The following is a 26,636-nucleotide window of genomic DNA, read 5'->3' on the forward strand; positions in this document are numbered from 1 at the left end:
ACTTTAAACAGGTGGCCCTGGGAACATCAAGCTCGTTTGACGTTTGCTCACATATGTATTAGCAAAAGCGTGCATGATAAGAATATAGAGTAATTGATGTTCTTTAAATAGCCTATCATTCCCTTCTGCATAAGCATAATCACCAATTTGTTTCCAACTCGCAATTTGTGTATCTCGCTTTATATCTTTGATAGTAGTATGATGTTTCTCATTAGCATGAATATTTAATATTATACCGTCAATTTTTAATATTCCATACGTCTCCTCATAACCATTACTTTGCTTATCAAATAACGCTTCACACTGCCTACCTTTTGAATCACGATATTCTACTTTAAAATGTTTTTTCTCCATATATCGCGATACCTTAATATAAGCTACACTATTATTATTCACATCACATATCTCATATTGATTTAATTTTAAACCTAAGGTCAAATAACCAATACATTTTTGAATAAAATTTTTATACACTTTCGATATCATACCAACAGGTTGCTGAGCATCATTTTTTATAATTGAAGTCTGCGTTGAGAATCGATTTCTTTTTAAATATTTATACATTTTGTCACCCATCTCTCTAATATCATACTTTTATCATATACAACAGACTTCTCTAAATCAAAATCTCTTTTTTATCAAATCATTTTAAATACAAAAAGTATTTTTGAAAATATTTCCAATTATCTGTATACTTTAAACAAATACTTTGCAAGTTAAAAAGGGATGAATAAAAATATTAAAATGAAAAACAAACGAAAAATAAACAATACGCTTGTTTATACTATCTCTGTTTTAATTATTGTTGTTATTACACTTATTGCGGGTATCTTTCCTAAAGCATTTGGGATGTATGCGCAAAGCATTTATGATTGGATTACAAATTGGTTTGGTTGGCTATTCCTTATCATTGTCTTTGTTTTGGATGTATTTTTAATATTCTTAGCTTTTTCTAGATATGGTCGATTTAAACTTGGATCGGATGAAGAAGAACCAGAATTTTCCATGCTATCTTGGATTGGCATGTTATTTTCAGCAGGCCTTGGCGTTGGTATAGTCTTTTGGGGTGTTGCCGAACCTTTAACGCATTATCTCCATTCACCCTTCCCAGGAAAAATTGCAGATCACTCTGAAGAATCAGCACGTGTCGCGATGGGATATACATTCTTCCATTGGGGTATTTCACAATGGTCAATTTTTGCTATTTCAGGATTAATCGTTGCATACTTTCAATTTAGAAAACAACGTAACGGACTTATTTCAACAGCTATGGAACCCGTTTTTGGTGAAGCTTATAAGCGTCCGTTCAGGAATATTATTGATATATTAGCAATTATTGCAACCGTCATGGGAATTGCTACGTCGATTGGTTTGGGAATTATGCAAATTGGTGGTGGATTAAACCATCTCTTTGATGTTCCTAATAATAATTTCACTAAAATCTTAATTACTATTTTAATGGTAGCCATATTTTTAGGCTCTTCATTAACTGGCTTAAATCACGGTGTAAAATGGTTAAGTAATTTAAATATTTTATTAGGTGCTATTTTACTTATATTTATTTTGATTTTTGGAGATTTAAAATTTATTTTAGAATCATACACACTAGCAATTTCTGATTATTTGCAGCATTTTATAGAATATAGTTTACGCGTAAATCCATACTCAGGAGATGATAGTTGGATTCAACAGTGGACTGTTTTCTATTGGGCTTGGGTAATTTCGTGGTCACCTTTTATTGGTGGCTTTGTAGCAAGAGTATCTCGAGGACGTACAATTAGAGAATTTGTCGTAGGTGTACTCATTATCCCTCCTCTAATTTCGTTTACATGGATTGCAGGTTTTGGCGGTACAGCTATTAAGCTTGCTTTAAATCATAACGACAAGCTTGTTCATATTGTCGATAAAGATTATTCTGTTGCCTTGTTTGAATTATTATCACATTTTCCATTGTCGGAAGTCACTAGTTCCTTAGCCATTGTACTTATTTTCATCTTTATTGTAACAAGTGCTGATTCAACTACGCATATTGTTGCAGGGATGGCTACAGGTGGTGCTATCAATCCATCTTTAAAACATAAAGTCTTATGGGGTCTGCTTATTGGGGCGATTTCAGTTGCTATGACAATTGCAGGTGGTCTTAAAAGTTTACAAACTGCATCAGTCATTACAGGTCTACCATTCTCTATCATTTTATTACTAATGATATTCTCACTCATGAGGGCTTTAAAAAGAGAACCCATCCATCATTTTAAAATGACATCAATTGATGATGAAAAAGATTACTCTATTTCATTAGAAGAGCGTGAAAAACAGGATGAACAAGAAAATCAGTAAAGCAGCTTTAATTGAGTAGCGCTATTATTCATTTTCTTGATTATTCTTTTGAACTATGACACAACGGGAGCGGGACAGAATTCATATTGAATTCGTTGTCCCACTCCCGTTTATCTATGTTTTAAAATAATATTCTCTTTTTTAATTTGCTATATATAATCATTTATGACAATGTAGCACTTGTAACATACCCATCTTTAACGTGAAAAACGATGTTTCCTTTTCCAACTTGATAACCGTACAAGCCATCTGTCTTACTTGTTTTGTTTTTAGATAATGGCGGCTGATAATTATAATTTTTTCCATACTTTTGTTTAATTTGATCTAAAGTAACAGTTCTGGAAGCAATTTTAAATTGTACGTTGTTTGCTTTATTTCCGTTAATTTGTTGAAATGTCTGATCGTATATTTTTTTAGTAGCAGTCTTAGATTCATATTTTTGATTTACCTTAATACCATTAAATGTAACGTTTCCAGCTTTTAAACCTTGATAAAATGAATTGCTAAGTACAAAGTCGCCACCCGATGCAGTATAACCATTATATTTATACCAGTAACTGTGTGCTGTTTGTGCCTTTGCTTCATTAGATACACCATTATGCTCTGTTACATTTAAACCTAAAATTGCACCTAAAGTAATACCACTTACGACAAATGCTTTTGCAAACCCTTTCATAATGTATCACACTCCTAATATAAAATAATAATGTGTTGCTACACTCAACATATAATATTTCATTAAATATTACAACTATCTATTAATAGGTAAAAAATCTCTTAATGATTTTTATCAGTGCTCTATCAATCTTTATTTTGAAATTAAATGAAAGCGGGCTAACAAAATTGTTCAATGTTGTTAGCCCATTCATTGTCACTACCTATAACATCAATAAATAAGGGTTTTCGATATATTTAGCTAGTACTTTAAGAAAATCGGCCGCACCTGCACCATCTAAAATTTGATGATCAAATGTCAGACTTAAAGGAATTTTTGAAACTTGTTTAATGTTATCCGCTTCTAGCACGACTTCTTTAGTTAAAGCACCAACGCCTAGAATACCTGTTTCACCTAAATTTATAATTGGTGTAAAGTATTCTATACCACTAGCACCCATATTAGTGATTGTAAATGTTGCTCCCTCTAATTGCACTGCTCCTGTGTTTCCTTCACGAATAGCTTCAGCCGATGATTTAATTTCATGGGCTAAAGTACCAATACTTTTTGTATCTGCATGATTAATCACTGGCACCATAAGGCCTTCGTCTAGAGACGTTGCGATTCCTAAATGGACATCTTCATACTCAGTTAATTCGCCTTGTTCATAACGTGCATTCATTGCTCCATATTCTTTAAGTGCAAGGACTACTGCTTTAGCTAATAATGCAGTAACAGTTAATTTAACATCTTGATCTGCTTGTTTAAGTTCCGTAGCTAATCTGTCTTTGAAATCTAGCAAGCGATCCGCATCAACCTTACGATGTAATGTTAATTGAGCAGTATTATTAAGACTTTGTCTCATATTTTGAGCAATACGTTGACGCATAGGATTTAATCCTTCACCAATCGCACTTGTATCCACAGTCTGTGTTGGAACATGACTTGTATCTTCATTAGATGTCGTATCACTAGCATAGTCGTATCCATTTGCTTCAACACGTTGAATATCTAGTTTTGTAATACGATGATTACCGCCTGTGCCTTTTATCTTGTTAATGTCTAATCCTTTATCCTCAGCCATATTACGTGCGAGCGGTGAGATAAAAATTCTTTCTCGTGATGCGCTTTTAGGCGAATTATCTTTATTATCGGAAGATTGTTGTGATGTATCTTTAACTTCTTGCGTTTCTTTTTCATGCTCGTTGTCTTCTTTTACTTTTTCTGATGCTAAATCATCTTCATCTTTATCAATAGCTTCCCCTTCTTCTCCAATTACACCTAATACCGCTTTAACCTCTGCATCTTCTCCGGCTTGCACTTTAATTTCTAACAATGTCCCACTCGCCGGCGCTTCAACATCGTTGGTTAATTTTTCAGAGCTTATTGTAACAATACTCTCTCCTTGTTTTACGGTGTCACCCTCTGATTTAAACCACTCTTCAACTGTTCCCTCTTTCATTGTCATTCCAAGCTTTGGCATAATAATATTTTCACTCATTGTGATACACCTCCTATGCGTTAGCCTTTTTTAAATCATCAATTAATTCAGATGCAATGTCTAATATCTTATCAGCATTCGGCATATATGCCGCCTCTAAGTTCGCTGCAAATGGTACAGGAGTATCTGGTGCAGTCACTTTCTTAATTGGACCATCTAAGTAATCAAATCCTACATCTCCAATCACTGAAGCAACATCTCCAGCAATGTTACACTGTGGATTAGATTCGTCAATAACAATTAGGCGACCCGTTTTCTTTACAGAATCTAAAACGGTTTCTTGATCCCATGGTGACACTGAGCGTAAATCGATGACCTCAACTGATACTTGATCTTCTGCAAGTTTTTCAGCAGTTTCTTCCGCTACAGCTACCATTTTGCCAATAGCCACAATTGTTAAATCGTCACCTTCACGCGTCACATTGGCTTTACCAATTTCTATAGTATACGGTTCTTCAGGAACATTACCTTTTTGTCCTAATAATGTTTTATCTTCTGAAAAGACAACAAGATTGTCCTCTTGAATAGCTGACATCAGTAGACCCTTCGCATCATATGGATTAGATGGAACAACAACTTTAACTCCTGGAATTGCTGCAAACATATTATATAAAGACTGAGAGTGCTGTGCAGCAGCGCTTGCCCCTGCTCCATGAACAGTACGTACAACTAGTGGAATTTTGGCTTTTCCACCAAACATATATCTCATTTTTGCACCTTGATTTAAAATGGGATCTAAACCAAATCCGATAAAGTCGTTGAACATGAGTTCAGCAATTGGACGTAGCCCCGTCGCAGCAGCTCCTACTGCCGTGCTCAATGTAATGTGCTCAGCAATCGGTGTATCGATTACACGTTTACGACTATATTTTTTTGCGAGTCCTTTTGTTACACCAAATACACCACCGAATGTATCGTCATCTTTGATGTGGTCTACCTTTGCACCACCTGAGACATCAGTACCAATTAAAATGACATCCTCATCTTTTTCCATAGATTGGTCAATGGCTTCATTAATAGCACCCATAAATGTTAACTTGCGTTCTTCACTCATCGTAAAAACCTCCTTATGTGGTTAGGTCATTTGTTCTTATATCTTTTAATAAATATTCCAACCTTCTGATTTAAGCAAAAACATCTTTGTATAAAGAATCCTCATCTGGTAATTCGCTTTCTTCAGCAAATTTCACAGCATCTTCTACCGCTTGCTCAGCTGCTTTTTCTATTTCATCTGCTTCTTTTTCAGTGAGCCAATTTTCTTCAATTGCTCTTTTTCTAAATTCAACTGTCGCATTTTTATCTGCATTACGATCATCTGGTGATTTTACTTTTTGCTCATCACCTTCAAAATGTCCATATTTACGATACGTATCACATTCAATTAACGTTGGTCCTTCACCTTTTTTAGCGCGTTCTACAGCCTCTTGTGTTGCTTTATATACTTCCACAACATCCATGCCATCAACACGTACACCCGGCATATTATAAGCCGCAGCACGCTCTGCAATTGTTTCAGAAGCACTTGCGTAGTCATGTGTTGTTCCTTCAGCAAATTGGTTATTTTCACATATAAAAAGAACAGGTAAATCTAAAATTGAAGCAAAATTAAGACCTTCATGGAAATTACCTTCATTTGCAGCACCATCACCAAAGAAACATACCGCAACATTATCTTTACCTTGATTGATGATAGAAATACTTGCGCCAATTGCTAACCCAAAACCACCACTGACAATACCATTCGCACCGAGCATTCCTTTGTCAATTTCTGCAACATGCATTGAGCCACCTTTACCGTGACCTAATCCGTCACGTTTGCCCATAATTTCTGCCATCATACCATTTAAATCGCATCCTTTTGCAATCGCATGACCATGACCACGGTGTGTACTTGTAATATAGTCATCATCACTTAATTGAGACATAACACCTGTTGCAACGGCTTCTTCACCTACATATAAGTGTACGAATCCTGGGATTCTACCATCACTAAAAATTTTGTGTACCTTTTCTTCAAAAGATCGAATTTCGTTCATCGTTTTATAAATCCAACGTGCTTGTTCTTTTTCCATTTTCATTGTCAATTCCTCCTATCTTTCATAGGTCATAAAGTTTAAAACTACATATGAATTGCAGAATCAAAAAATGCATCTGCACTCTCACCTATTGCTTCTAATAAAGCCGGGTGTGGTTGAATAATTTGAGAAAGTTCATGAATCGTACCCTCTGATGCTTTGACACTTAAAAGTTCTCCAATGATATCTGTAGCATGTGGTCCTACAATAAAAGCACCAAGAACCTCTCCATACTTTTTATCAACGACAAGTTTAATAAATCCTTCATTTTCTCCTTTGATTAACGCCTTTGCATTCCCTTGAAATGCTGATTGAGTCACTTTCACATCATAACCAGCCTCTTTAGCTTGCGCTTCTGATAACCCAACTGATGCTGCTTCAAGTCTTGTGTATATACAACGCGTAATATCTTCTTGACGCACAAGTGACGGCTGTTTGTTCATTATTGTTTCGACAACATGAATGCCATGCGCACTTGCTGCATGTGCAAGTTGATATCCTTTAATTAAATCTCCTATAGCATAGACATGTTTTTGACTCGTTTCATAATGTTCATTGACTTTAAAGAATTTACCATCCATTTCCAAATTTAAATCCTTTGCAACTTGCGTATTCGGTTGTCTACCTGTTGCAACAAGAAGGGTATCAAAGCTAACATCATCTTGCCCATCTAATATTATTTTCGATTCCTTAACTTGTTTTATCTTTGCTTTCGTCAGTATCTTAATACCTTGATTATCTAAATGTGCTTTTAACATTTCTCTAGTTTCGTTGATTTCAGTTAATAAAATGTCATCTGCAACTTCTATTATCGTAACTCTAACTCCAAGATCAGCCATTGAGGATGCGAGTTCTGTTGCAATCACACCCCCACCGATAACCGCTAACTGTTTTGGTAGCTTCTCTAAATCGAAAAATGTATCGGTTGTTTCATAATTGACTTGATCTAACCCATCAATTGGTGGAATGAACGGCTGACTGCCAGTTGCTAAAATGATATCTTTCGCTTGATACGTTTCATTGTTAACGTCCACTTTTAAGTTTTTAGAAATTCGTGCTTCCCCTTCAATATAAGCAACTTTATTTTTCTTTAACAACTGCTTCACGCCACCCGTAAGTGTTTGTACAACTTTCTTTTTTCGTTGAACAAATTGAGTAAAATCAATTTTAAAGTCTTTCGTTGTGATTCCCCAATCGTTTGCAACTCGTATGTTGTGTGCTTTCTCGCCGTGTTCTAACAACGTTTTAGAGGGGATGCAACCTACATTTAAGCACGTGCCTCCAGCATTATTTTTTTCAATGACTGCAACATTTTTACCAAGTTGCGCACCACGTATTGCAGCTACATAGCCACCAGGTCCAGCTCCTATTACGATTAAGTCATATGATTTACTCATATAATAAATGCCTCCTTTCACCAATAGTACGTTGTGCCATCCCAATTTCATTTGCATGAGGAATAAGAAATTTTACATTTGTAAGCGCTTTCTTATTCCTTCAATTCCATTCTACTTCAAGTATTTTGAGTTTTCAAACAATTGTATGTTATTAATTATTAATACTTTATAAACTTTATAAATTACTGTTTATCTAACTCTTAAACTGATTTAAAAAAGTAATGATGTTTAAAGATTGTATAATTATAAAAAGACCTGTACATCAGCGTGTGATAAGACTATGATTAAAATGTAAAAAAAATTTTAGATAAAGGAAGATGGTGTCGTGGGAAGTACTGTTAAATATCGTAAGTTTATTCTACCTATTGTCGTTGGTTTAATTATCTGGGCATTGACACCTATTAAACCAGATGCCTTAAATGATCAAGCCTGGTATATGTTTGCTATTTTTGTGTCAACCATCATTGCTTGTATTACTCAACCTATGACTATAGGTGCCGTATCAATCATTGGGTTTACAATCATGATTTTGGTTGGAATTGTTGATACAAAAACTGCCGTTCAAGGCTTCGGTAATAGTAGTATTTGGCTTATTGCAATGGCCTTTTTCATTTCAAGAGGATTTGTAAAAACAGGGCTAGGTCGACGTATTGCTCTACAATTCGTTAAATTATTTGGAAAGAAAACGCTTGGTTTGGCTTATTCACTTGTTGGTGTTGATCTTATCTTAGCTCCTGCTACTCCAAGTAATACAGCACGTGCTGGTGGTATTATGTTTCCAATCATTAAGTCTTTGTCAGAGTCTTTTGGTTCATCGCCGAAAGATGGCTCTGAGAGAAAAATGGGTGCGTTTTTAATCTTTACTGAGTTCCAAGGTAATTTAATTACTTCGGCTATGTTTTTAACAGCTATGGCCGGTAACCCAATAGCGCAAAGTTTGGCTGAAAAAACGGCACACGTTCAAATTACATGGATGAATTGGTTTGTTGCTGCTATTATACCCGGATTAATTTCTCTCATCGTTGTCCCTTTCATTATTTATAAATTATACCCACCAACTGTTAAAGAAACGCCTAACGCTAAAAAATGGGCTACTGAACAACTAGAAGAAATGGGACATATGTCTATAGCCGAAAAAGTGATGGTTGGTATCTTTATCATTGCATTGGCTTTGTGGGTATTAGGAAGCTTCATTAATGTTGATGCCACGCTCACCGCATTTATTGCTTTAGCATTGTTATTATTAACAGGTGTATTAGCATGGTCAGATATTTTAAATGAAACAGGCGCATGGAATACACTCGTTTGGTTCTCAGTTCTTGTATTAATGGCAGAACAATTAAACAAGTTAGGCTTTATCCCTTGGTTAAGCAAACTCATTGCTCAAGGTTTGAATGGCTTTAGTTGGCCTATCGTTTTAGTTTTACTCATCTTGTTTTATTTCTACTCACATTATTTATTCGCAAGTGCAACAGCACATGTCAGCGCCATGTACGCCGCGTTACTTGGTGTTGCAGTCGCTTCGGGTGCACCGCCATTATTCAGTGCATTAATGTTAGGGTTCTTTGGTAACTTACTGGCATCAACAACACACTATAGTAGTGGACCAGCGCCTATATTATACGCAGCTGGCTATGTTACACAAAAGCGCTGGTGGACTATGAATATTGTACTTGGTATAGTCTATTTTATTATTTGGATTGGTGTAGGTTCACTATGGATGAAACTCATTGGTATGATGTAAAGTTAGAATTTTAATTAAACTTTCGTTCATCAAACATATTGTAAGCTAACGTTTGAAACGTTAGCTTATTTTTTTGCATCATACTCCCATGATTAATATTTGCTATATTCATTTTACTTTTTACTCAATTCAACTATGTTATTCTGTACATAGATTAACCAGTATCACTAGGGGTGCAATTCAATTTGCTGAGAGAAAGTCTACTTTCAACCCTTGAACCTGTTGGTTAGCACCAGCGTAGGAAAGTGAGCAATATTGATAACTGTTTCTTCATTCACTTTTTTACGCAATAATTAAATGGATGGAGGAATTTTTTATGGACAAATTAACAGTAGGTTTAGAATGGTTTTTAAATCCTGATCATATGCCATTAATCATAGGTATTGAAAAAGGATGGTTTAAAGAAGAATCATTAGAAATTGAGATGATTGAACCAAAAGAGCACTTTGATGCATTAGACGAGATTGAAAATGGTTCAATGGATATCGCGATTACTGAACCTATTCATCTGGTTCAAGATAGAGCTAAAGAACAAAACGTCATCGGGTTTGCGAGATATCTTCACACTAACGGCGGTATTATGTATAACAAAGATAAAAATATCGCTCGCCCCAAAGATTTAATCGGTAAGCGACTTCAATATCCTGGCGCTCCCGGTCCAGGTGGTATTGCCATGGCTAAAACGATGATTGAAGCAGATGGCTGCACATATAAAGAGGGTGACATCACACCAGTTAATCATAGCTTTTATCATACTGATGCACTTTTAACTGATAAAGCTGATGCTGCTACACTTATTTTCGAAAATTTTGAAATTCTTGAAGCTAAAAATCAAGGACTAAATGTAGATTATTTTCCACTAAAAAATTATAATGTACCTGATTTTTGTCAACTCATTTTCATTACTACGCCTGAAGTATTAAATACGAGTGAGATCAAACTTAGAAAGTTTCTGAAAGTCATTCAAAAGGCCATTCATTACATCAATCATCATTTAGCAAGTGCAATTGAAATTTACTCAATGTATACTCGAACTGATATCTCTAACCAATTAAACAAAGATACAATTGAAGCAACAGCTAAATGTTTTACAAACGATTTGTCTATGAGTTCCGACTACTACAATGATTTACAGTTGTGGCTTAAAGAAGTCAATGATATTAAAGACACGATTAACCCAACTTTATATTTTACAAATCAACTACTATTCAGTCGATATACAAAATAAAAAATACACCTTCACTCTATTTAAACGTTGATGTACACATCAATAGTTAGAATCAATATCTAATTTAGAGAATGCACATTAAATAAAGTGAAGGTATATTTATTTTACAACTGGGTTTTTCTTAATTTGAACATATTGAGAAATACTATATAACACAATACCTATCCATATAAAAATAAAGGTAATCAATTGATCAGTGTTAAATGGCTCTTTAAAGACAAAGATACCTAAGATAAACATGATTGTCGGCCCTACATATTGAATGAAGCCAGTTAACGATAATGGAATTCGCTTAGCACCTGCTGAGAACAGAATCAATGGTATTGCTGTAATTGCACCTGAAAATAGTAGCCAAAATGATGATATATTTAATCCAAATGTTATGTGTTGTTGCTGCCATAGGTAAATAACATAGATTAAACCTGCTGGTGCAGTAACAATACATTCAATAGTGATGCTACTTATCGCATCGATATGCACAATCTTTTTTAGTAAACCATAAATACCAAAAGAAAATGCTAACAGAAGTGAAATAAATGGAAATTCACCGATTTTTATTGTCATATAAAGTACGCCTACTAATGCAAAGATGATGGCTAACCATTCGAATTTATTAAATCTCTCTTTTAAAAATATAAGCGCCAATACGATACTCACTAGTGGGTTAATGTAGTAACCTAGGCTAGATTGTAGCACGTGACCATTAGATACTGCCCAAATAAATGTCCCCCAATTCACTGTAATAACATACCCTGCAACTATGATGGCAATAAGTTGTACGGGATGCGATACCAACTGATTAACATCTCTAAAAAAAGCGTTCCGTTGATTTTTTCCTATAATGAGCACAAAAATCATAAATATCACTGAAAAAATAATGCGGAATGCCAAAATTTCAAAAGCGCCTATTTCATCAATTAAACGCCAATAAATGGGTAAAATCCCCCATAAAATATAAGCACCTAAAGCTAAAAATATTCCTTTTTTATACTCCGAAGACACCATTAACCCTCCCTCAATATAAGTGATTAGAAAATGAGACTCATTCCAACTCATTGACAGTTATGTAATCAAGTTTACTAATAAAACAGTAATATTTACACATATCTGTTTGCGCACAGCTTTTGATTTTATAATCAATCTTCATTAAAATAAGCACGTTTAATACTTGGTACATCAATTGTTTGAGACATATCTATAAAGTATTGTTTTTGCCACGCTTGTGTCTTTTGAGCGACACGATTTAAATCTTTCTCCCAAGTAGGATACACTCGAAAAGCCATTTTCCCTTTAGATTCATGATGTCTTAAAATACCTTTATGGAAAAGTACATGTTTTGGAAAAATAAACTGACCTACTTGAGAATCATCTATCACATGTACAATTAATTTCCCAGGAAATGACTCGTAGTCAAATGCACGATTTTTCTTTGTTTTATCTTTTTCCCAAAGCGATAAAAAATATCCTTTTTTCTTTGTTGTTTTTTTAGCTAACCTACTTTTAAATACGTAGTCGTTAATATTAAAATTGTATGCCTCATAAGACTGATTCCATTGTTCATCTCTTATAATTAATGATTGTTGTAAATTCATTATCTTTATGATGTGATTTAACAATCGAACTGAAGACTTCATCTTCATACTCCCCTTTATTTTCAGTCTCAAAGTTCAACACATCGACGCAAACTCTGAGATACTTTTATAATAAATATTTAAAATGGGCATATATTTATTCCCTTTGCTTTATTTTTAATCTACGATATCGATTAAGTGTCGCAATAAACTCCTGCTTTCTAGGTAGCGCTAAATGACCAGGATGACCATGATGATTTGATATAACATCTAATCCGTGTTTCTCAATCCGTTGATACAAACAATTGGTCAATTCTACAATCGTACTTTTGTCATCTAGCAATTCATTTTTTACATAACTTAACATCATCGCTAAACCTTGTGTTTGACTGTCATCGACAAGTTGTTCTAAGCCAGAAATATGAATAGTTTCCTTACCATACGTTACTACATTCAATCCTTTAGCTTTAAAGCGATCACGTTTCCCTTTTTGATTAAAACTCGCTCTCAACGGAATTCTTGATGGAATGTGACCGAACTGATTGTGAGAAGAAACCTTTCTTTGATAACCGTCTGACTGCGCAATGTCTTTAGCTTGTTGCGTAACATCTTTCAATACATATTCATCCATCATCAATACTTGATCTGCCACGTCAAAATAATCTCCCGAACCTCCAACGATTAGAATAGTCGACACGTTATGGTCGTCATATAATGCTTTTACCTTATTAGAAAAGGGTGTAATCGGCTCTTTTTCGGGAGCAATTAAACGTTGCATACGACCATCACGAATCATGAAATTCGTTGCAGATGTATCTTCATCAATGAGTAACAATGACGCTTGTGATTCTAAAGCTTCCATGACATTTGCAGCTTGAGACGTACTACCACTCGCATTTTCAGTTGAAAAATGTATAGTATCTTTTTCACCTGGCAAATGATCAATAAATGGCTGGATATTAACATTTTGAATACTTCTTCCGTCTTCAGCACGAATTTTCATTGCATCTTGATTTGTAATCACATATTCTCTACCATCACCAGCAATATGATTATATACACCTCGTTCTAACGCTTCAAGTAATGTTGATTTACCATGATAACCGCCTCCAACTATTAGTGTAATGCCTTTGGGAATACCCATACCCTTAATAACTTTGCCACTCGATAGTTTCATTACAATCTCATATTGTTTGGGACTTTTAAATTCAATAGCGTTATTCATAGGTAGATCTGAAACACCACTTTTTCTTGGTAAAATAGCACCATTTGCTACAAATGCAACAAGGTCACGTTTTACTAACTGTTGTCTAATCTCCTCTTGATCCATCACTAATTCAACTTGTTGTTGCAATTGTGAACCATTAATGTTGCGATAACATAAGGCATGTTCTACTATTTGAGGCAATACATTAATAAGTGTATGTCTTGCTATTCTACCTAATATGGTACGTCCTCGTGCTGGTAATCCAACTTCAATACGTGCCTCAATTTGATGATTCTTAATTACTACTGCGGTACGCTCTAAGATTTCTTGGCCACAACTATCAATTTGAATTTTACTTACTTTTTTATCTTGGGCTACTATTGATTGAATCTGCTTATGAAACACGCGCGTTAAGTAATCACTCACAGCTCGTTGTTTCAGTTCAGAATTTAATAAAGAATCAGGAAATTTTGCTTGTTGGCGATCTATAACGACACTCATCTTAGATGGTGGCGCAAATGAATCAGCTTGAATATGATCAATACGTAGTTTAAATAAATTAAATTTGTATAGGTCTTTTATTTGCTTATACGCACCGTACTTTTGACCGTCTAACGATGTTAAAATCTGTTCAAGTGCTTGGGCACTTTTCATATTTTCAACCTCCAACGTTCATATATTATTACTTTTATTCTTGTACTTATTATCAAGTGTACTAAACGTTGACATTCCTACAAAAATATTTGAACTAAAAAATACTCCAAATTTTCAACTATACATTGAAAATTTGAAGTACTTCTCATTGTAATTATTCAGTTCTTGCGCCTGTACGCTCACGTAATTCATATTCTATTTCTTCTAAACTACGTCCGCGTGTTTCTGGTAAGAATTTAATTACGAACATCATCGCTAACACGCCTATGAACGCAAAAATTAAGAATACCCATTCTGTACTTAATGCATCACTTAATATTGGGAAGAATAATGACACGATAAGCGTTCCGATATTTAGCACAAGCGCTGAAATACCAGTAGCAGCGCCACGTGCGCGCATCGGGAATAATTCAGGTAGCATAACCCATAGAACAGGTCCCCAAGAAATCCCGAAGAATACGATAAATAATGATAAACAAACAATAATAATCCACGCTGATGAAGCGATTCCAATTGTCCAAATTAAGATTGCCATAATTAATAATGAGGCAATCATACCAATATTACCACCAACAAGTAATTTTTTACGATCAATCTTATCTACTACAAAAATGGCAACTATTGTTACAAGAACATTAATAGTTCCTATACCAACTGAACCTAATATAGACGCCGCTTCACCCAGTCCAGCCTTAGCAAAGATTGAAGATGAATAGAAAATGACCGCATTGATACCAATAAATTGTTGGAAAATAGCAAATATACAACCTACAATTAATATTCTACCTAACCATGGTGATTTAATGACTGTCCATGTTGATTCAGAGATAGCGTTAATTTCTTTCATTTCTTTAAGTTCTTTATCAATTTCGCTATCGTCATAGGTAATTTTCATCACTTGACGAGCAGCTTCTTCGTTTCTATTTTCAAGTAACCATCTTGGACTCTCAGGCATAAAATAAATACCCACGAGTAAAATAACCGATGGAACAACTGCTAATCCAAGCATCCAACGCCAACCCTCAATATCCGCAAATGCATAGTTGACTAAATATGCTGCTAAAATACCAATTGTAATCATTAGTTGATTAAGTGAACCTAGTGAACCACGATATTCTGTCGGCGCCATTTCACTTAAATAAACAGGTACTGTAGACATCGAACCACCCACTGCTAAACCAATAATTAAACGTCCAATAATTAATAATGCTAAATTGGTTGATGCAGCAAGAATCAGTGCCCCAATAATAAATACAATAGCGATGAGCATTACTAGACGTCGACGACCTAATTTATCGGCAAGTGGGCCACTGCTTCCTGCACCGACTATTGCGCCAATTAACATTGAAGACACAACGATACCCTCAGTTGTACTATTGAGAGGTATGTCTTTATGTATAAATAATAAAGCACCGGAAATCACACCATTATCATAACCATATAATAAGCCACCAAGTGCTCCCAAAATAAAGATTAAATACTTATTTGCTTTCATTCGTATCATTCCTTTTTCTATAGCTAGACTAATTATAATGCCTATATGAAAGCGTTTCAACATAATTTTATTAACATTTACTTATGAATGGTTATGATTTGATATTCAAGTCAAGTATAAATAAATATCATCATATTGCTTAAATTATCTATATCAATAACTTCACTAATCATAGCAATTTAAATATAATCATTGATTCTAGAAATACATATATAAATAAAACACCCTATCCGCTCACAATTTCTATCGACCGGATAAGGTGCCTTTGATTTTTCTTTATTTAATTATTGTTTATCTGTCACTTTTTCATTACGTACCATATCTTCAAACATGTTGTCCCAGAAATCTTCTAATTCTTCTTTAGAGATACGAACTTCTGATGTATCTGTACCAACAAAGTCACCATGGTCCCAATTATGTTTAACTGGTGTCACTTGCCATACTCCTTTTTGAACTTGATCTGTCGCAGACGTATGCGCTTGGTTCAATGGATATTGCCCAGAGATGACAGACACAAGTCCATCGTTTTCTCTCCACGCTTTGTCTTTTACTTTACCAATCGTATTTGCAGTTAATGTATAGCCTATGTTCATATTGACATCTGCTTTTTGAGTACCATTTGGACCTGGTCTTGTAGATTCACCCTGATATGTTTTGTAAACAATATTGGGGTTTAAAGATGTTTTTTGATTTAAGATATCTGTACCCTCAGTAGTTAAATCATAGAATCCATTATCTTTTGTTGTCCATAATTTACTTTGTTTCACACGTTGAATATATTGAACTAATGTTTCGTCTTCTCTTTGTTTAAGTCCCCATTGACTTAAACCAACATCAACATGAGATAATTTATTACCTTTTGACCTTGCATAGTCATATGCTACTTGTCTAATGATTTCTTCATTACCTAATAAATCTGCAGCATGAGTGCCATTATGTGGTGTGGCAATAGTAGTAATAGACGATATCATATTATCTTGCCCACCTTTATATAACGGAGAAATGTCACCACCATGTTGTTTTTGGTATTCTACCTCTTCTGGACTACCATGACGTAATAACTCTTCAAGATAACGAATTGTTTGACCACCCATACTATGGCCAATGAGATGAATTTTTTGACCAGGCTTCCAATCCTTATAAGCACCGGCGTATGTTTTTCCGTAACGCTCGTGTCCATATTTTGCAGCATGTGCCGCACCATAGTCTACACGTCCACCTTTAATGTAATAGTACAATTCTACAGCTCTATCATAATTACTGCCAAATGCACTTACACTTGCTTCCATCACATTATAACCTTTAGCTCTATAATCTTGAATAATTTTGAGACGGTCACCACCCCAATAGTTACCTTTTCCTGTAATGGGACCAGTTCCTGATGCATAACCATTAAATCCATGTACAAGAATAATAGGATCGTGATTTTTATATTCTTTTTGTGATGCTACTTTATTTGTTTGATCCTTCAATTCTTTGGATGCCTCTGTTGTCGCAGTATTTCTTGTTGTTGCCTGAGAATTTTTAGTGAGTGCCTTGATCCCTTTTCTAGAATCATCTTTTTCATTTTCAGGAGATTCTTTTGTGGAAAGATCTTTGTCTATGTCATCCACTTTAAGTTCTTTATCTGATGTTGTTGACTTTTCTTGATTTAAACGTTCATCTCCACGATTATTTCGAGTAACACCTTCATCTTTTGCTGTTATATGTTGCTCTGAAACATTCTCAGATGCAGTATCCTCATTCGATTGCGTTGCATCTTTATTGTATTGATGATCTAATTTTCCATCTATTCTTGAAGATTTTTGAACCTTTTCGATGCTCGATTGTTGGAGGTTAATTTTTTCTTGAGATTTTTCTTGTTCTATATTTTGATTTTCCTGTTGAGCATTTTTTACATCTTTACTTTGTAACTGCTTTTGCTTGTTTGTAATCTCCTGTTCACGTGATTCTTTCATTTTTGTTTGTTCAGATGTTGTTTTATCATCTTGTTGGGGTTTTACTAGGCTTTTTGCATTTTCATTCTTTCTAGTTTCTTCTTTTTTTGCATTTATGCCATTCGTTGCATGTTCCCCAATCTTTTTAGGATTTTGTTGGTCATTCTTTGTCATGGATGTCTGAGGTTGATTGGATTGACTATCAATTTGTTTGCCTTCATTAGATTTAACGTCAGTACTAGGTGTCTCATGATATGAGTAGTCATTGTTATGTATTGTTGGATTTTTATCAATTGTTTCTGAATGGTAATTTTTATTATCTTTATTCTCAGGTTGTTGAATTTCTTGATCTTTGTGTTGCAGCTCAATAGAATGTGATGCACTTACTTCTGATTGTTCTTGATTTTCAAGATGATTGGATTCAGCAGCATGTACTGAGCCTCCGCCAATAAATAACATCGATGCAACAATGATTGAAGACGCACCAACACTTAACTTTCGAATGCTATATGAATTCTTTTTATTTTTCATGTTTAAAGCACCTCTATCTTTTTTATATCATTTATAACCGTGACTTAAATGAAAAGATTAATAATTTCGCGCGGGATAATTTCTAAAATTCTTTGAATCCAGGCCTTCATCAATAAACTCCTCTCTCTTAGCTGAATGATTTAACAATTTATGAGAACAACACCAATTTTACACAATGAATATTAATCTATTATTAATTTCTTTTTACAACTATATAAACAACAATAAAATATGTACTTAAATTTAAACTTTTAAATACACACATATGCATTATCTGGATAGCAATTAGTCAATCGAACAACCTTTAAAGTTTAAAAAGACACTCAAACGATTTTCATATCGCTTAAGCGCCTTTTGTAAATTTACACCATTATAATAATTGTGTGAGCGGCACCACTTCAAAGTTTAAACTATGTTTACTCATATGACATATTTGAATGAGCCTTTTAAAATAATCCACTGAGGTAAATTGGACATGTTTTTTTAAAAATCTTAAATTTTGTGTCACATCATAGCGGTCTAAACCATTCACTAATCCCTCACCAATGAGTTTTGTATAACTTTCTTTCTTAGTCCAAATTTCATAAAAATCTTTAAGTGTAGTCACTTGGTTAAATTCATTTGTTGTAAAATTCTTCGCCAAATATTTATAATCTAAGTCTTTCATTTCTTCGATATCAATGCCAATAGGCTGATTATCTATTATACAAACGAGATAAGGATAACTATACGAAAGACTCACGTATATATGACAAGAACTTCGTATCTCAACTTTACCCATAGTTGTGATGTGATACCTCCATTCTTTAGGAGTTAATCCAGCACATTGTTCAATAGCATACTGAATCAATACATCACCTAATTGGTGCATAAGTCGATCCTTTAAAAATTTATAGTGCATTCGTTCTGGCTTTTTCAACTGACGAGAACTTCTATTCAAAAGCAATTCTACTTCCTCTAAAGTTTCTGTCATCTTAGTCACATACAAATACATGATTCACCTCTAGTTGGCATCAAATTTTTCAAACAATAAGTGGTACCATTGTTGCAACCATTGGCAAGAAAGATGTGGCCATTCACCTTGTAATTCTTTCATTACTGTTTGAGTCATATTTGAATCTGTCACACCTGAAATTTGATTATCTCCATTACTATTAAGACCAATCAATTCATGCATACCTAATTCATGTAATTTCTGTTCAAACTCACTATCACTTACTACAGTCATTTCTGACCCTTTGGCATTGTCACTTACTTGTTTCATAGTTATTGAACGTGGTGCGTATACATGATAAATAATAGGTATTGCATTGGATCTTGCCAATTTAATAATATGGCGCGCTGTGACATCTATAAATGAAAATTCAACTTTAGCTTTCGATATACTTTCTCCTATAAACGGCATTTTTAATAAATCATGCATGACAATACTAAAACGATTAGTTGTTAAATTTTTCATATTTAATGGTCCGGTAGAAGCACTTGTCAGATTTCCTAATCTTATAATCTGAGCTGCTAGACCTTCATTAACCGCTTCTAACACTTTCATCTCGCTATAAAACTTACTTTTAGTGTATGGTGATGTAAATAACTGGCCTTTATATAAATCTTTTTCAGAAAATGAAATATCGTCTTGATGTGCTTTAAACACCGTACCTACACTTATCGTTGATATATAGATTAATTTCGCTTTTTTATCCTTAGCTAAATCAATTAATGCTTGTGTACTTCTTACATTGACATCAAAAAATGTTTCATCATCACCAAAGTGATCTGTACGTGCTCCGGCATGAATAATTGTATCAATGGCTGAATCGATAATGAGATGATCAAGTTCTGATAAATCAGCTAAAACAATATCAATATGCTTCATTAATTTATCCACATGAGCCATATCAAAATAACAATTTAAATTATTTTCCAAGTTAGTCTTAGCTTGATTGATATCATGACCTCTGACAATACATGTAATTTGATCAGCATTATCTTGCATTTCATCAATTAAATATGCGCCTAGGAACCCCGTTGCACCAGTTAGCAATACATGACCTAAAGAAGATTGCGCTAGGTGTTGTGGTTTTAGTTGATATCGTCGTTCAACTAATGATTGTAATTGTGGTAGATGATCTGGTAATACTACTTCTGGTAGTGCTTGGCGTGTTTTTGTGTGATTAGCTATATAACGAACAGTTTTAAATTGATATACATCTTGCATTGTAATGTGTATGCCATTTGATTTTAGTTTTGATACTACCACCATTGCATCTAGTGATGTACCACCCATTTCAAAGAAGTCATCATCTATACTCATAGATGATACGTCCAACACTCCGCTAACGATTTGTGCTATTTCTCGTTCGATATTATTACGTGGTGCAACAAATTTATTTTTGTGTACATTAGGTACAGGTAATTTTGACTCATCCACCTTATCATTTCCTGTTAATGGTATTTCGCTAATAGCTGTTAATGTATTAGGAATCATGTATTTAGGCAAATATTGATTTAAATGTTGTGAAATATGATTTTCGTCTTCTTGACTTCCAACATAATAAGCATGCAGCACTTCATGCTCACTTTGTTTAGCTAAAATAACAACGCTATCTGTCACAGTATCCACTGAATTAATGATATTTTCAATTTCACCTAGTTCAATGCGATAGCCATGTACTTTAACTTGCTTGTCTATTCTACCAAGAAATTCAATTTGCCCATCTGGCATCAATCGTGCTAAATCACCACTTCGATAAAGTTGTCCTGGACCAAACGGGTTTTCAATAAATTTTTCCGCCGATAGTTCGGGTCTGTTTAAATATCCTGAAGTTAAACTTTCTCCTGCAATACATAATTCACCTGGAATACCAACGCCACATAGTTTACCGCCTGACATAATAAAAATATCAACATTAGCTAACGGTTTCCCAATCGGAATAGTCGATGGTATGGCGTCACCTTTTTTGTATATCCAACAAGATGCGATAACCGTATTTTCAGAAGGACCATAGGCATTAACATACATATCACAATGCTTAGAGATATGCTGCACAAATGCTGGCGTACTTGTCGCACCTCCTGTAATTACTTTAGGAATGTAAAAATGATGCATCACATTATATACCTGTAGTGGAATAGATGCGATGGTGATATTTTCTTGTGAAATTAACTTTTCTAATAAATCTGTATTGGTCCGCTCAACTGATGTTGCAATGACAAGTGGATATCCATTTAATAAACTACAGTAGAAATCAGTTGCCGAAGCATCGAACACATAATTAGCGTACTGCAGATAGACTTCATCATCGGATAAATTGAGTCTTTTTGTCCAAGCACACACTAAATTTAATATATTACGTTGTTTCACTGATACTGCTTTAGGCTTTCCTGTTGTTCCAGATGTATAAATATGATACAAATCATCTTCCAAATTCCCTGCATATTCTATATTTAAACTTTTATTATTTTCAGTGTTATCAATATCTTCGATTTTAATTACTGGTATATGTGAGGATATTGTTTTTCCATATGTGAGAACTGCTGCGACTTCAGCGTCTTTAATAATAAATTCAATGCGCTTATCGGGATAAGTGACGTCAATAGGTACATAAGAACCTCCAACTTTTAATACAGCAATCATACTAGCAACCATTTCAAAACTTCGTTCAGTTAAAAGGGCTACACGTTCCCCTTTTTGAATGCCATTATGTATCAATGTTTGAGCTATACTATTAGAATAATCATCAAGTTCTTGATACGTCATCGATTGTCCATTCATTTTAAGTGCTACATCATCTGCTTTCGCTTTCATGACATCATGTAAAAGTTGCTGTATTGACTTATTTTTTGGCAAGTCTAAAGAACAATCATTCACATACTTGTCCAACCAAATTAATAAGTCATCATTTTCATCAATATCTTGAATTTTTAGGTTTTCGGTAGATATTACATGTTTAATAATCATTTGAAGTTGTTCAGCAATATGATGAATGGTTTCTTGTTTATATAAATCTGTATTATATTCAATATTAACGACATAGCCATCTTGATCTTCTTCAATAATAAATGACATATCAAATTTAGCTGTTGTTGACTGAGGTGGGATATGTGTCAGTTGACTATGTCCAAAATTCGCATGATTTGTTTCATTATTTTGAAGTACGAGCATCACATCAAATAACGGATTATGTGAAGCATCTCTTTCATCAACAAGATCATTGACTAAGCTTTCAAAAGGATATTCTTGATGTTCATATGCCCCTAGACACATCTCTTTCATCTCAGCCATCAATTGATCCCATGTCTTTTGATCATGTGGTCGACCACGATATACAAGTGTATTAGCAAACATACCTAACATATTTTCAGTATCGCGATGCGTACGCGCACTGATTACACTACCAATAGCGATATCGTCCTGACGTGTATATTTGTGCAATAATACCATGATTGCACTAGCAAAGAACATAAAGTCTGTCACTTGATGTTGTTCTACATAAGATTTCAATTGCTGTTTGATTTGATGATTGTAATGAAACGACAACATATTACCGTTGGTTGTTTTAATACTTGGTCTAGGATAATCCGTAGGCATGTTTAATATTGGAACCTGATTTTCAAATTGTTGTAACCAAAAGTGACGTTGTTTAGATAAATCTCTATGCACCATCCACTCACTATAATCTTTATACTGAAGCTTAAGTTCAGGTAATGATTTATCTTGATATAAAGCGTTCATATCAGATAGTAAAATCGTGTTACTCATACCATCATTAATACTATGATGAGTATCCATAAATAAATAATCTTGTTGTGGTCCATGTATATATTTAACTCGCATCTGACTTGGTTGTTCTAAATCAAACGGTTCCATAAATGATTGAATAATATCTTGCTCGTTCGTTAGAGATGTCGTTACCTCTTCAAAATCAGGTAAAACGTGTGTTGCAATACGTTGTTTAACTTCATTGTCATCAATTACATATTGTGTTCGTAATATTTCATGACGTTCAATTAACTTAGATAATGCACGTTGCAATTGCATAACATTGAGTTCAGAAGATAATCTCCATAAGAATGGAATGTTATACACTGTGTCTTTAGGATTGACCTTCCATAATAGATACATACTTTTTTGAGACGCACTTAAATCATATTGATACGATTCATTTGCTTTGGGAATCACATCATAGACATCATTTTGCAGTTCTTCAATTTGTTGTCCTAGTTGCTCTACAGTAGGAGATTTCATTAAATCACCTACTTTAAGACGTTTTTTCAACCTTTCTTCAATACGGTTTACAACTAATGTTGCTCTAAGAGAGTGTCCACCTAGTTCAAAGAAATTATCTTTAATACCTACCTGATCAATATGTAAAATCTCTTCGAAAATACGGCAAACAGTGCGTTCAATATCGTTACGAGGTTCTACATAATTTCTATTATTCTTTAGATTAATTTCAGGTAATGCACGCACATCTAATTTCCCATTCATCGTGATGGGTATACGATCCACCTTCATAAAATGCACAGGTATCATATATTCAGGTAATGTTCCACTTAAAATATCTTTTAATTGACCTGTTGATTTTAATTGCGATGCTTCATAATATGCCACTATTTGTTTATCTTGGTCTTGTTCCCGAACGATGACTACAGCTTTATTAATATCACGTATAGCTTCTAATGCTTTTTCAATTTCTGATAATTCTATTCTAAATCCACGTATTTTAACTTGCTTATCGATACGACTAATATAATCAATATTGCCATCTTCTTGAAGACGAACTAAATCACCGCTACGATAAAGCATTTCATTATTAAAAGGTGACTGAATAAAACGTTCAGCAGTAAGTTTAGGTTGATTTAAATAACCTTTTGCTAAACCTGCACCACCAATGCACAATTCACCTGGAACACCTACACCACAAATACGTTCACCTTGCATGACATAAACTGTCGTTCCACTAATAGGTAAACCAATAGGTATACGTGAAGGCATCTCTTGTGGAATCGCAAAAGTTGTAGTAAATGTTGTATTCTCTGTCGGTCCATAACCATTGATTATTTGAGGATGACACTCACGTGAATTTAATAAGTGAACCCACTTAGCATTTAACACTTCCCCACCGATAAACAAATAAGTTAAAGATTCTAATGCTTCGATACGTTCGCTGGCAATTTGATTAAATAAAGATGACGTTAACCACATCGTGTTGACTTTATTTTCAGTAATAGCTTGATCTAACAATTGAGGATTTAACAATGTATCTTTAGATGTAATGACTAACCGTCCACCATTCAATAATGGACCATATATTTCAAAGGTTGCTGCATCAAAAGCTACTGTTCCTGATAATAAGACGGCTGTATTTTCATTCAATTCGACATAATTTGGATTGTGTACTAAGCGATTAATACCTCTATGTGGCACCAGTGTCCCTTTAGGTTTACCAGTCGTTCCTGATGTATAGATGACATAAGCGATATCTTCTGAACAATTAATGCCTCTAGGGTTATCAATCTCTTGTTCTCTTGAACCAACTATAAATTCTATATCCATTTGAGGTAAATCTGATTGAAATGATGTACGATATGTTAAAACCGCTTTAGGTTTTGCGTCCTCAATAATATAATTTATTCTTTCTTCAGGATAATCTGGATCAATTGGTATATAACCTGCACCAGCTTTCAAGATGCCTAACATTCCAATAATCATCTCTAAGCTGCGTTCTGCTATTAACGCCACCATATCATTAGGTTCAATCTGATTATTTAAACGCAATTTATATGCTAAAAGATTCGCACATTGATTTAATTGATGATATGTCATCGATTGTTGTTCATATTGCAACGCAATACTATCTGGATGTTGGTGCACTTGACGTTCGAATCTTTCAACCACGCTTTTATAAGTGACCTCACTATAATTGATGTCATTGTTTTGAAAATTGATGTTGTTATATTTAGCTAAATCTGATCGATCACTGAGTTTTATATCTTTAATTAATAATGATGGATTTTGTGTAATTTGCATATAAATCCCATTAATTAATTTGACTAACGTATGTACAGTTAAATCATCATAAACATTGTCATTATAAACTATCTCAAAACCACCCTGTACGTGAGGATAAAACTCTAAATCCGCTAATGATGATGCTTCATTGTATAGACGATGTATATGATGACATATATGATTAAGCTCAAATTGTTCTTGTACTTTTTCAATATGAATCATCGTTTCTACATCTGTTTGTACTGCTTTAGGTTGAACAACAAAAGACGTACCACACATTTGAAGCTCTTCAAGTAGTGCGGAACACTCATCCACCATATCTTTTACGGCGTCACTTTGACTAACACTTAAATTAAGTGGGGCAATGTCTGTGTTTAAAACCATCATATTCTCAGTATTTTTATTATCTATCGAAAAATGGATGCCTAACGTCACATCAGAAGACTGACTTATAAAATGATGCGCTAAGTAAATACTTACAATCCACACATCAATGTCTAAAGATGGTAGTTCTGTATGCAAAGAACACATTTTTTTCTTTTCACATGTATTCTTAACAGGTATGTAAGCGTAATTATCACCGTCTGCATTCAATACGTTGAAGTGCTTTAATGGACATTCAGCTTGATTTTGATCCATCTTTTGGTTCATTTCTTTGATCCAATTATAAAAATCCGAGATACTATATTCACTTTTTAAAGAGTGGGTATAAGCGATATTTAATTGTTGCAAAAATGGAGTTAATTGACTTTCATTAAAAATAGTAGCGTGGAAATCTAAAAGTAGATAGGCTTCATCTAGAAATTGATAAATCTTAAAATTAAACAGAGGTAATTGATTGAAATGGTAGGAATTTAAATTACGTGTAAAGAATGCTTCTAAATCTATGCTTTGCGACATTTCATTAACTTCTTGAATTTCAATAAATGGAAAAAAATCTCTTAAATTTATCTTGAGTTGATTAAAATCATCTGTCACAAACTGTGTGCGCAACACAGGTTGATTTTGAACGACATCTAATAATGCATACATTAATCTATGTAACTCAATGTCGCGACTTAACTTTACCCAATATGTCACCCTGTGTTCTGAACTTGATTGATTTAAATGTTTAAAATAAAAATACTTTTGAAAATATAGTGCTTCAATATTCATTAGAGTCCTTCTTTCATATTCATTCCCAAAATAACTCATAAACAACATACATCATATTTTCTAGCCATGATTTATATTAGTATACTCTCACTATAGAAAACAATTAGGAATATGAAAATTAACAAAATCTTAATAAA

Annotated in this window: 16 protein-coding genes and 1 riboswitch; of the genes, 3 read left to right on the forward strand and 13 right to left on the reverse strand. The window is 34.0% G+C overall.

Annotated features, from left to right (window positions below):
- Positions 1-3 precede the first annotated feature (3 nt).
- Positions 4-564: a tubby C-terminal domain-like protein gene (locus tag HMPREF2897_RS02500; RefSeq protein ID WP_002458076.1), complete on the reverse strand. Its 561-nt coding sequence runs from the start codon at positions 562-564 to the stop codon at positions 4-6.
- Between the two features lie 180 nt (positions 565-744).
- On the opposite strand from HMPREF2897_RS02500, the gene HMPREF2897_RS02505 reads away from it, so the two are divergent.
- Positions 745-2,337 (forward strand): BCCT family transporter, encoded by a 1,593-nt coding sequence (locus HMPREF2897_RS02505; protein WP_002458077.1) that lies wholly within the window; start codon positions 745-747, stop codon positions 2,335-2,337.
- A gap of 163 nt (positions 2,338-2,500) precedes the next feature.
- Here the strand turns inward: HMPREF2897_RS02505 and HMPREF2897_RS02510 are convergent, their stop codons facing one another.
- The 5 genes from HMPREF2897_RS02510 to lpdA form a co-directional block, all read right to left on the reverse strand.
- Positions 2,501-3,013, reverse strand: coding sequence for an immunodominant staphylococcal antigen IsaB family protein (locus HMPREF2897_RS02510; protein ID WP_002446901.1), 513 nt, complete (start codon positions 3,011-3,013; stop codon positions 2,501-2,503).
- Between the two features lie 202 nt (positions 3,014-3,215).
- The gene (locus HMPREF2897_RS02515; protein WP_070592602.1) at positions 3,216-4,493 is read right to left on the reverse strand and encodes a dihydrolipoamide acetyltransferase family protein; all 1,278 of its coding nucleotides are present in this window, start codon (positions 4,491-4,493) and stop codon (positions 3,216-3,218) included.
- A gap of 13 nt (positions 4,494-4,506) precedes the next feature.
- Positions 4,507-5,547: an alpha-ketoacid dehydrogenase subunit beta gene (locus HMPREF2897_RS02520; RefSeq protein WP_070592604.1), complete on the reverse strand. Its 1,041-nt coding sequence runs from the start codon at positions 5,545-5,547 to the stop codon at positions 4,507-4,509.
- A 70-nt stretch (positions 5,548-5,617) separates the two neighbouring features.
- Positions 5,618-6,571 carry a thiamine pyrophosphate-dependent dehydrogenase E1 component subunit alpha gene (locus HMPREF2897_RS02525; RefSeq protein ID WP_070592605.1) on the reverse strand — a complete coding sequence of 318 codons (954 nt, stop codon included), beginning with the start codon at positions 6,569-6,571 and terminating at the stop codon, positions 5,618-5,620.
- Positions 6,572-6,612: 41 nt separating this feature from the next.
- Positions 6,613-7,965 carry a dihydrolipoyl dehydrogenase gene (lpdA, locus tag HMPREF2897_RS02530; RefSeq protein ID WP_070592606.1) on the reverse strand — a complete coding sequence of 451 codons (1,353 nt, stop codon included), beginning with the start codon at positions 7,963-7,965 and terminating at the stop codon, positions 6,613-6,615.
- 325 nt (positions 7,966-8,290) lie between these two features.
- Here lpdA and HMPREF2897_RS02535 point away from each other — a divergent pair, with 325 nt between their 5' ends.
- Complete coding sequence (locus tag HMPREF2897_RS02535; protein WP_070592608.1) at positions 8,291-9,709, forward strand: anion permease; 1,419 nt, start codon at positions 8,291-8,293, stop codon at positions 9,707-9,709.
- Positions 9,710-9,868: 159 nt separating this feature from the next.
- Positions 9,869-9,970, forward strand: a riboswitch (TPP riboswitch).
- Between the two features lie 55 nt (positions 9,971-10,025).
- Positions 10,026-10,937, forward strand: coding sequence for an ABC transporter substrate-binding protein (locus HMPREF2897_RS02540; RefSeq protein ID WP_002475433.1), 912 nt, complete (start codon positions 10,026-10,028; stop codon positions 10,935-10,937).
- 99 nt (positions 10,938-11,036) lie between these two features.
- Here the strand turns inward: HMPREF2897_RS02540 and rarD are convergent, their stop codons facing one another.
- The 7 genes from rarD to ausA all read right to left on the reverse strand — a co-directional run bounded on the left by rarD (position 11,037) and on the right by ausA (position 26,499).
- Positions 11,037-11,939 (reverse strand): EamA family transporter RarD, encoded by a 903-nt coding sequence (gene rarD / locus HMPREF2897_RS02545; protein ID WP_002458084.1) that lies wholly within the window; start codon positions 11,937-11,939, stop codon positions 11,037-11,039.
- 134 nt (positions 11,940-12,073) lie between these two features.
- Entirely contained in the window at positions 12,074-12,571 is a 498-nt protein-coding gene (locus HMPREF2897_RS02550; RefSeq protein ID WP_002458085.1) for a MepB family protein, read from the reverse strand.
- Positions 12,572-12,665: 94 nt separating this feature from the next.
- Positions 12,666-14,369: an ABC-ATPase domain-containing protein gene (locus tag HMPREF2897_RS02555; protein WP_070592609.1), complete on the reverse strand. Its 1,704-nt coding sequence runs from the start codon at positions 14,367-14,369 to the stop codon at positions 12,666-12,668.
- A gap of 154 nt (positions 14,370-14,523) precedes the next feature.
- Positions 14,524-15,864: a glucose transporter GlcP gene (locus HMPREF2897_RS02560; protein ID WP_070592611.1), complete on the reverse strand. Its 1,341-nt coding sequence runs from the start codon at positions 15,862-15,864 to the stop codon at positions 14,524-14,526.
- A gap of 284 nt (positions 15,865-16,148) precedes the next feature.
- A complete protein-coding gene (lip, locus tag HMPREF2897_RS02565; RefSeq protein ID WP_002475412.1) occupies positions 16,149-18,332 on the reverse strand; it encodes a YSIRK-targeted triacylglycerol lipase in 2,184 nt (727 codons plus the stop codon).
- Positions 18,333-18,702: 370 nt separating this feature from the next.
- Positions 18,703-19,326: an aureusimine biosynthesis 4'-phosphopantetheinyl transferase AusB gene (gene ausB, locus HMPREF2897_RS02570; RefSeq protein WP_002475407.1), complete on the reverse strand. Its 624-nt coding sequence runs from the start codon at positions 19,324-19,326 to the stop codon at positions 18,703-18,705.
- Positions 19,327-19,335: 9 nt separating this feature from the next.
- The gene (ausA, locus tag HMPREF2897_RS02575) at positions 19,336-26,499 is read right to left on the reverse strand and encodes an aureusimine non-ribosomal peptide synthetase AusA (protein WP_070592613.1); all 7,164 of its coding nucleotides are present in this window, start codon (positions 26,497-26,499) and stop codon (positions 19,336-19,338) included.
- Positions 26,500-26,636 lie beyond the last annotated feature (137 nt).

Source organism: Staphylococcus sp. HMSC065D05, from assembly GCF_001813195.1.
Taxonomy (GTDB): domain Bacteria; phylum Bacillota; class Bacilli; order Staphylococcales; family Staphylococcaceae; genus Staphylococcus; species Staphylococcus epidermidis.

Coding starts and splice junctions, on each gene's coding strand:
- HMPREF2897_RS02500 (WP_002458076.1), bottom strand. CDS start 564: ATGTATAAATATTTAAAAAGAAATCGATTCTCAACGCAGACTTCAATT.
- HMPREF2897_RS02505 (WP_002458077.1), top strand. CDS start 745: ATGAAAAACAAACGAAAAATAAACAATACGCTTGTTTATACTATCTCT.
- HMPREF2897_RS02510 (WP_002446901.1), bottom strand. CDS start 3,013: ATGAAAGGGTTTGCAAAAGCATTTGTCGTAAGTGGTATTACTTTAGGT.
- HMPREF2897_RS02515 (WP_070592602.1), bottom strand. CDS start 4,493: ATGAGTGAAAATATTATTATGCCAAAGCTTGGAATGACAATGAAAGAG.
- HMPREF2897_RS02520 (WP_070592604.1), bottom strand. CDS start 5,547: ATGAGTGAAGAACGCAAGTTAACATTTATGGGTGCTATTAATGAAGCC.
- HMPREF2897_RS02525 (WP_070592605.1), bottom strand. CDS start 6,571: ATGAAAATGGAAAAAGAACAAGCACGTTGGATTTATAAAACGATGAAC.
- lpdA (WP_070592606.1), bottom strand. CDS start 7,965: ATGAGTAAATCATATGACTTAATCGTAATAGGAGCTGGACCTGGTGGC.
- HMPREF2897_RS02540 (WP_002475433.1), top strand. CDS start 10,026: ATGGACAAATTAACAGTAGGTTTAGAATGGTTTTTAAATCCTGATCAT.
- HMPREF2897_RS02550 (WP_002458085.1), bottom strand. CDS start 12,571: ATGAAGTCTTCAGTTCGATTGTTAAATCACATCATAAAGATAATGAAT.
- HMPREF2897_RS02555 (WP_070592609.1), bottom strand. CDS start 14,369: ATGAAAAGTGCCCAAGCACTTGAACAGATTTTAACATCGTTAGACGGT.
- HMPREF2897_RS02560 (WP_070592611.1), bottom strand. CDS start 15,864: ATGAAAGCAAATAAGTATTTAATCTTTATTTTGGGAGCACTTGGTGGC.
- lip (WP_002475412.1), bottom strand. CDS start 18,332: ATGAAAAATAAAAAGAATTCATATAGCATTCGAAAGTTAAGTGTTGGT.
- ausB (WP_002475407.1), bottom strand. CDS start 19,326: ATGTATTTGTATGTGACTAAGATGACAGAAACTTTAGAGGAAGTAGAA.
- ausA (WP_070592613.1), bottom strand. CDS start 26,499: ATGAATATTGAAGCACTATATTTTCAAAAGTATTTTTATTTTAAACAT.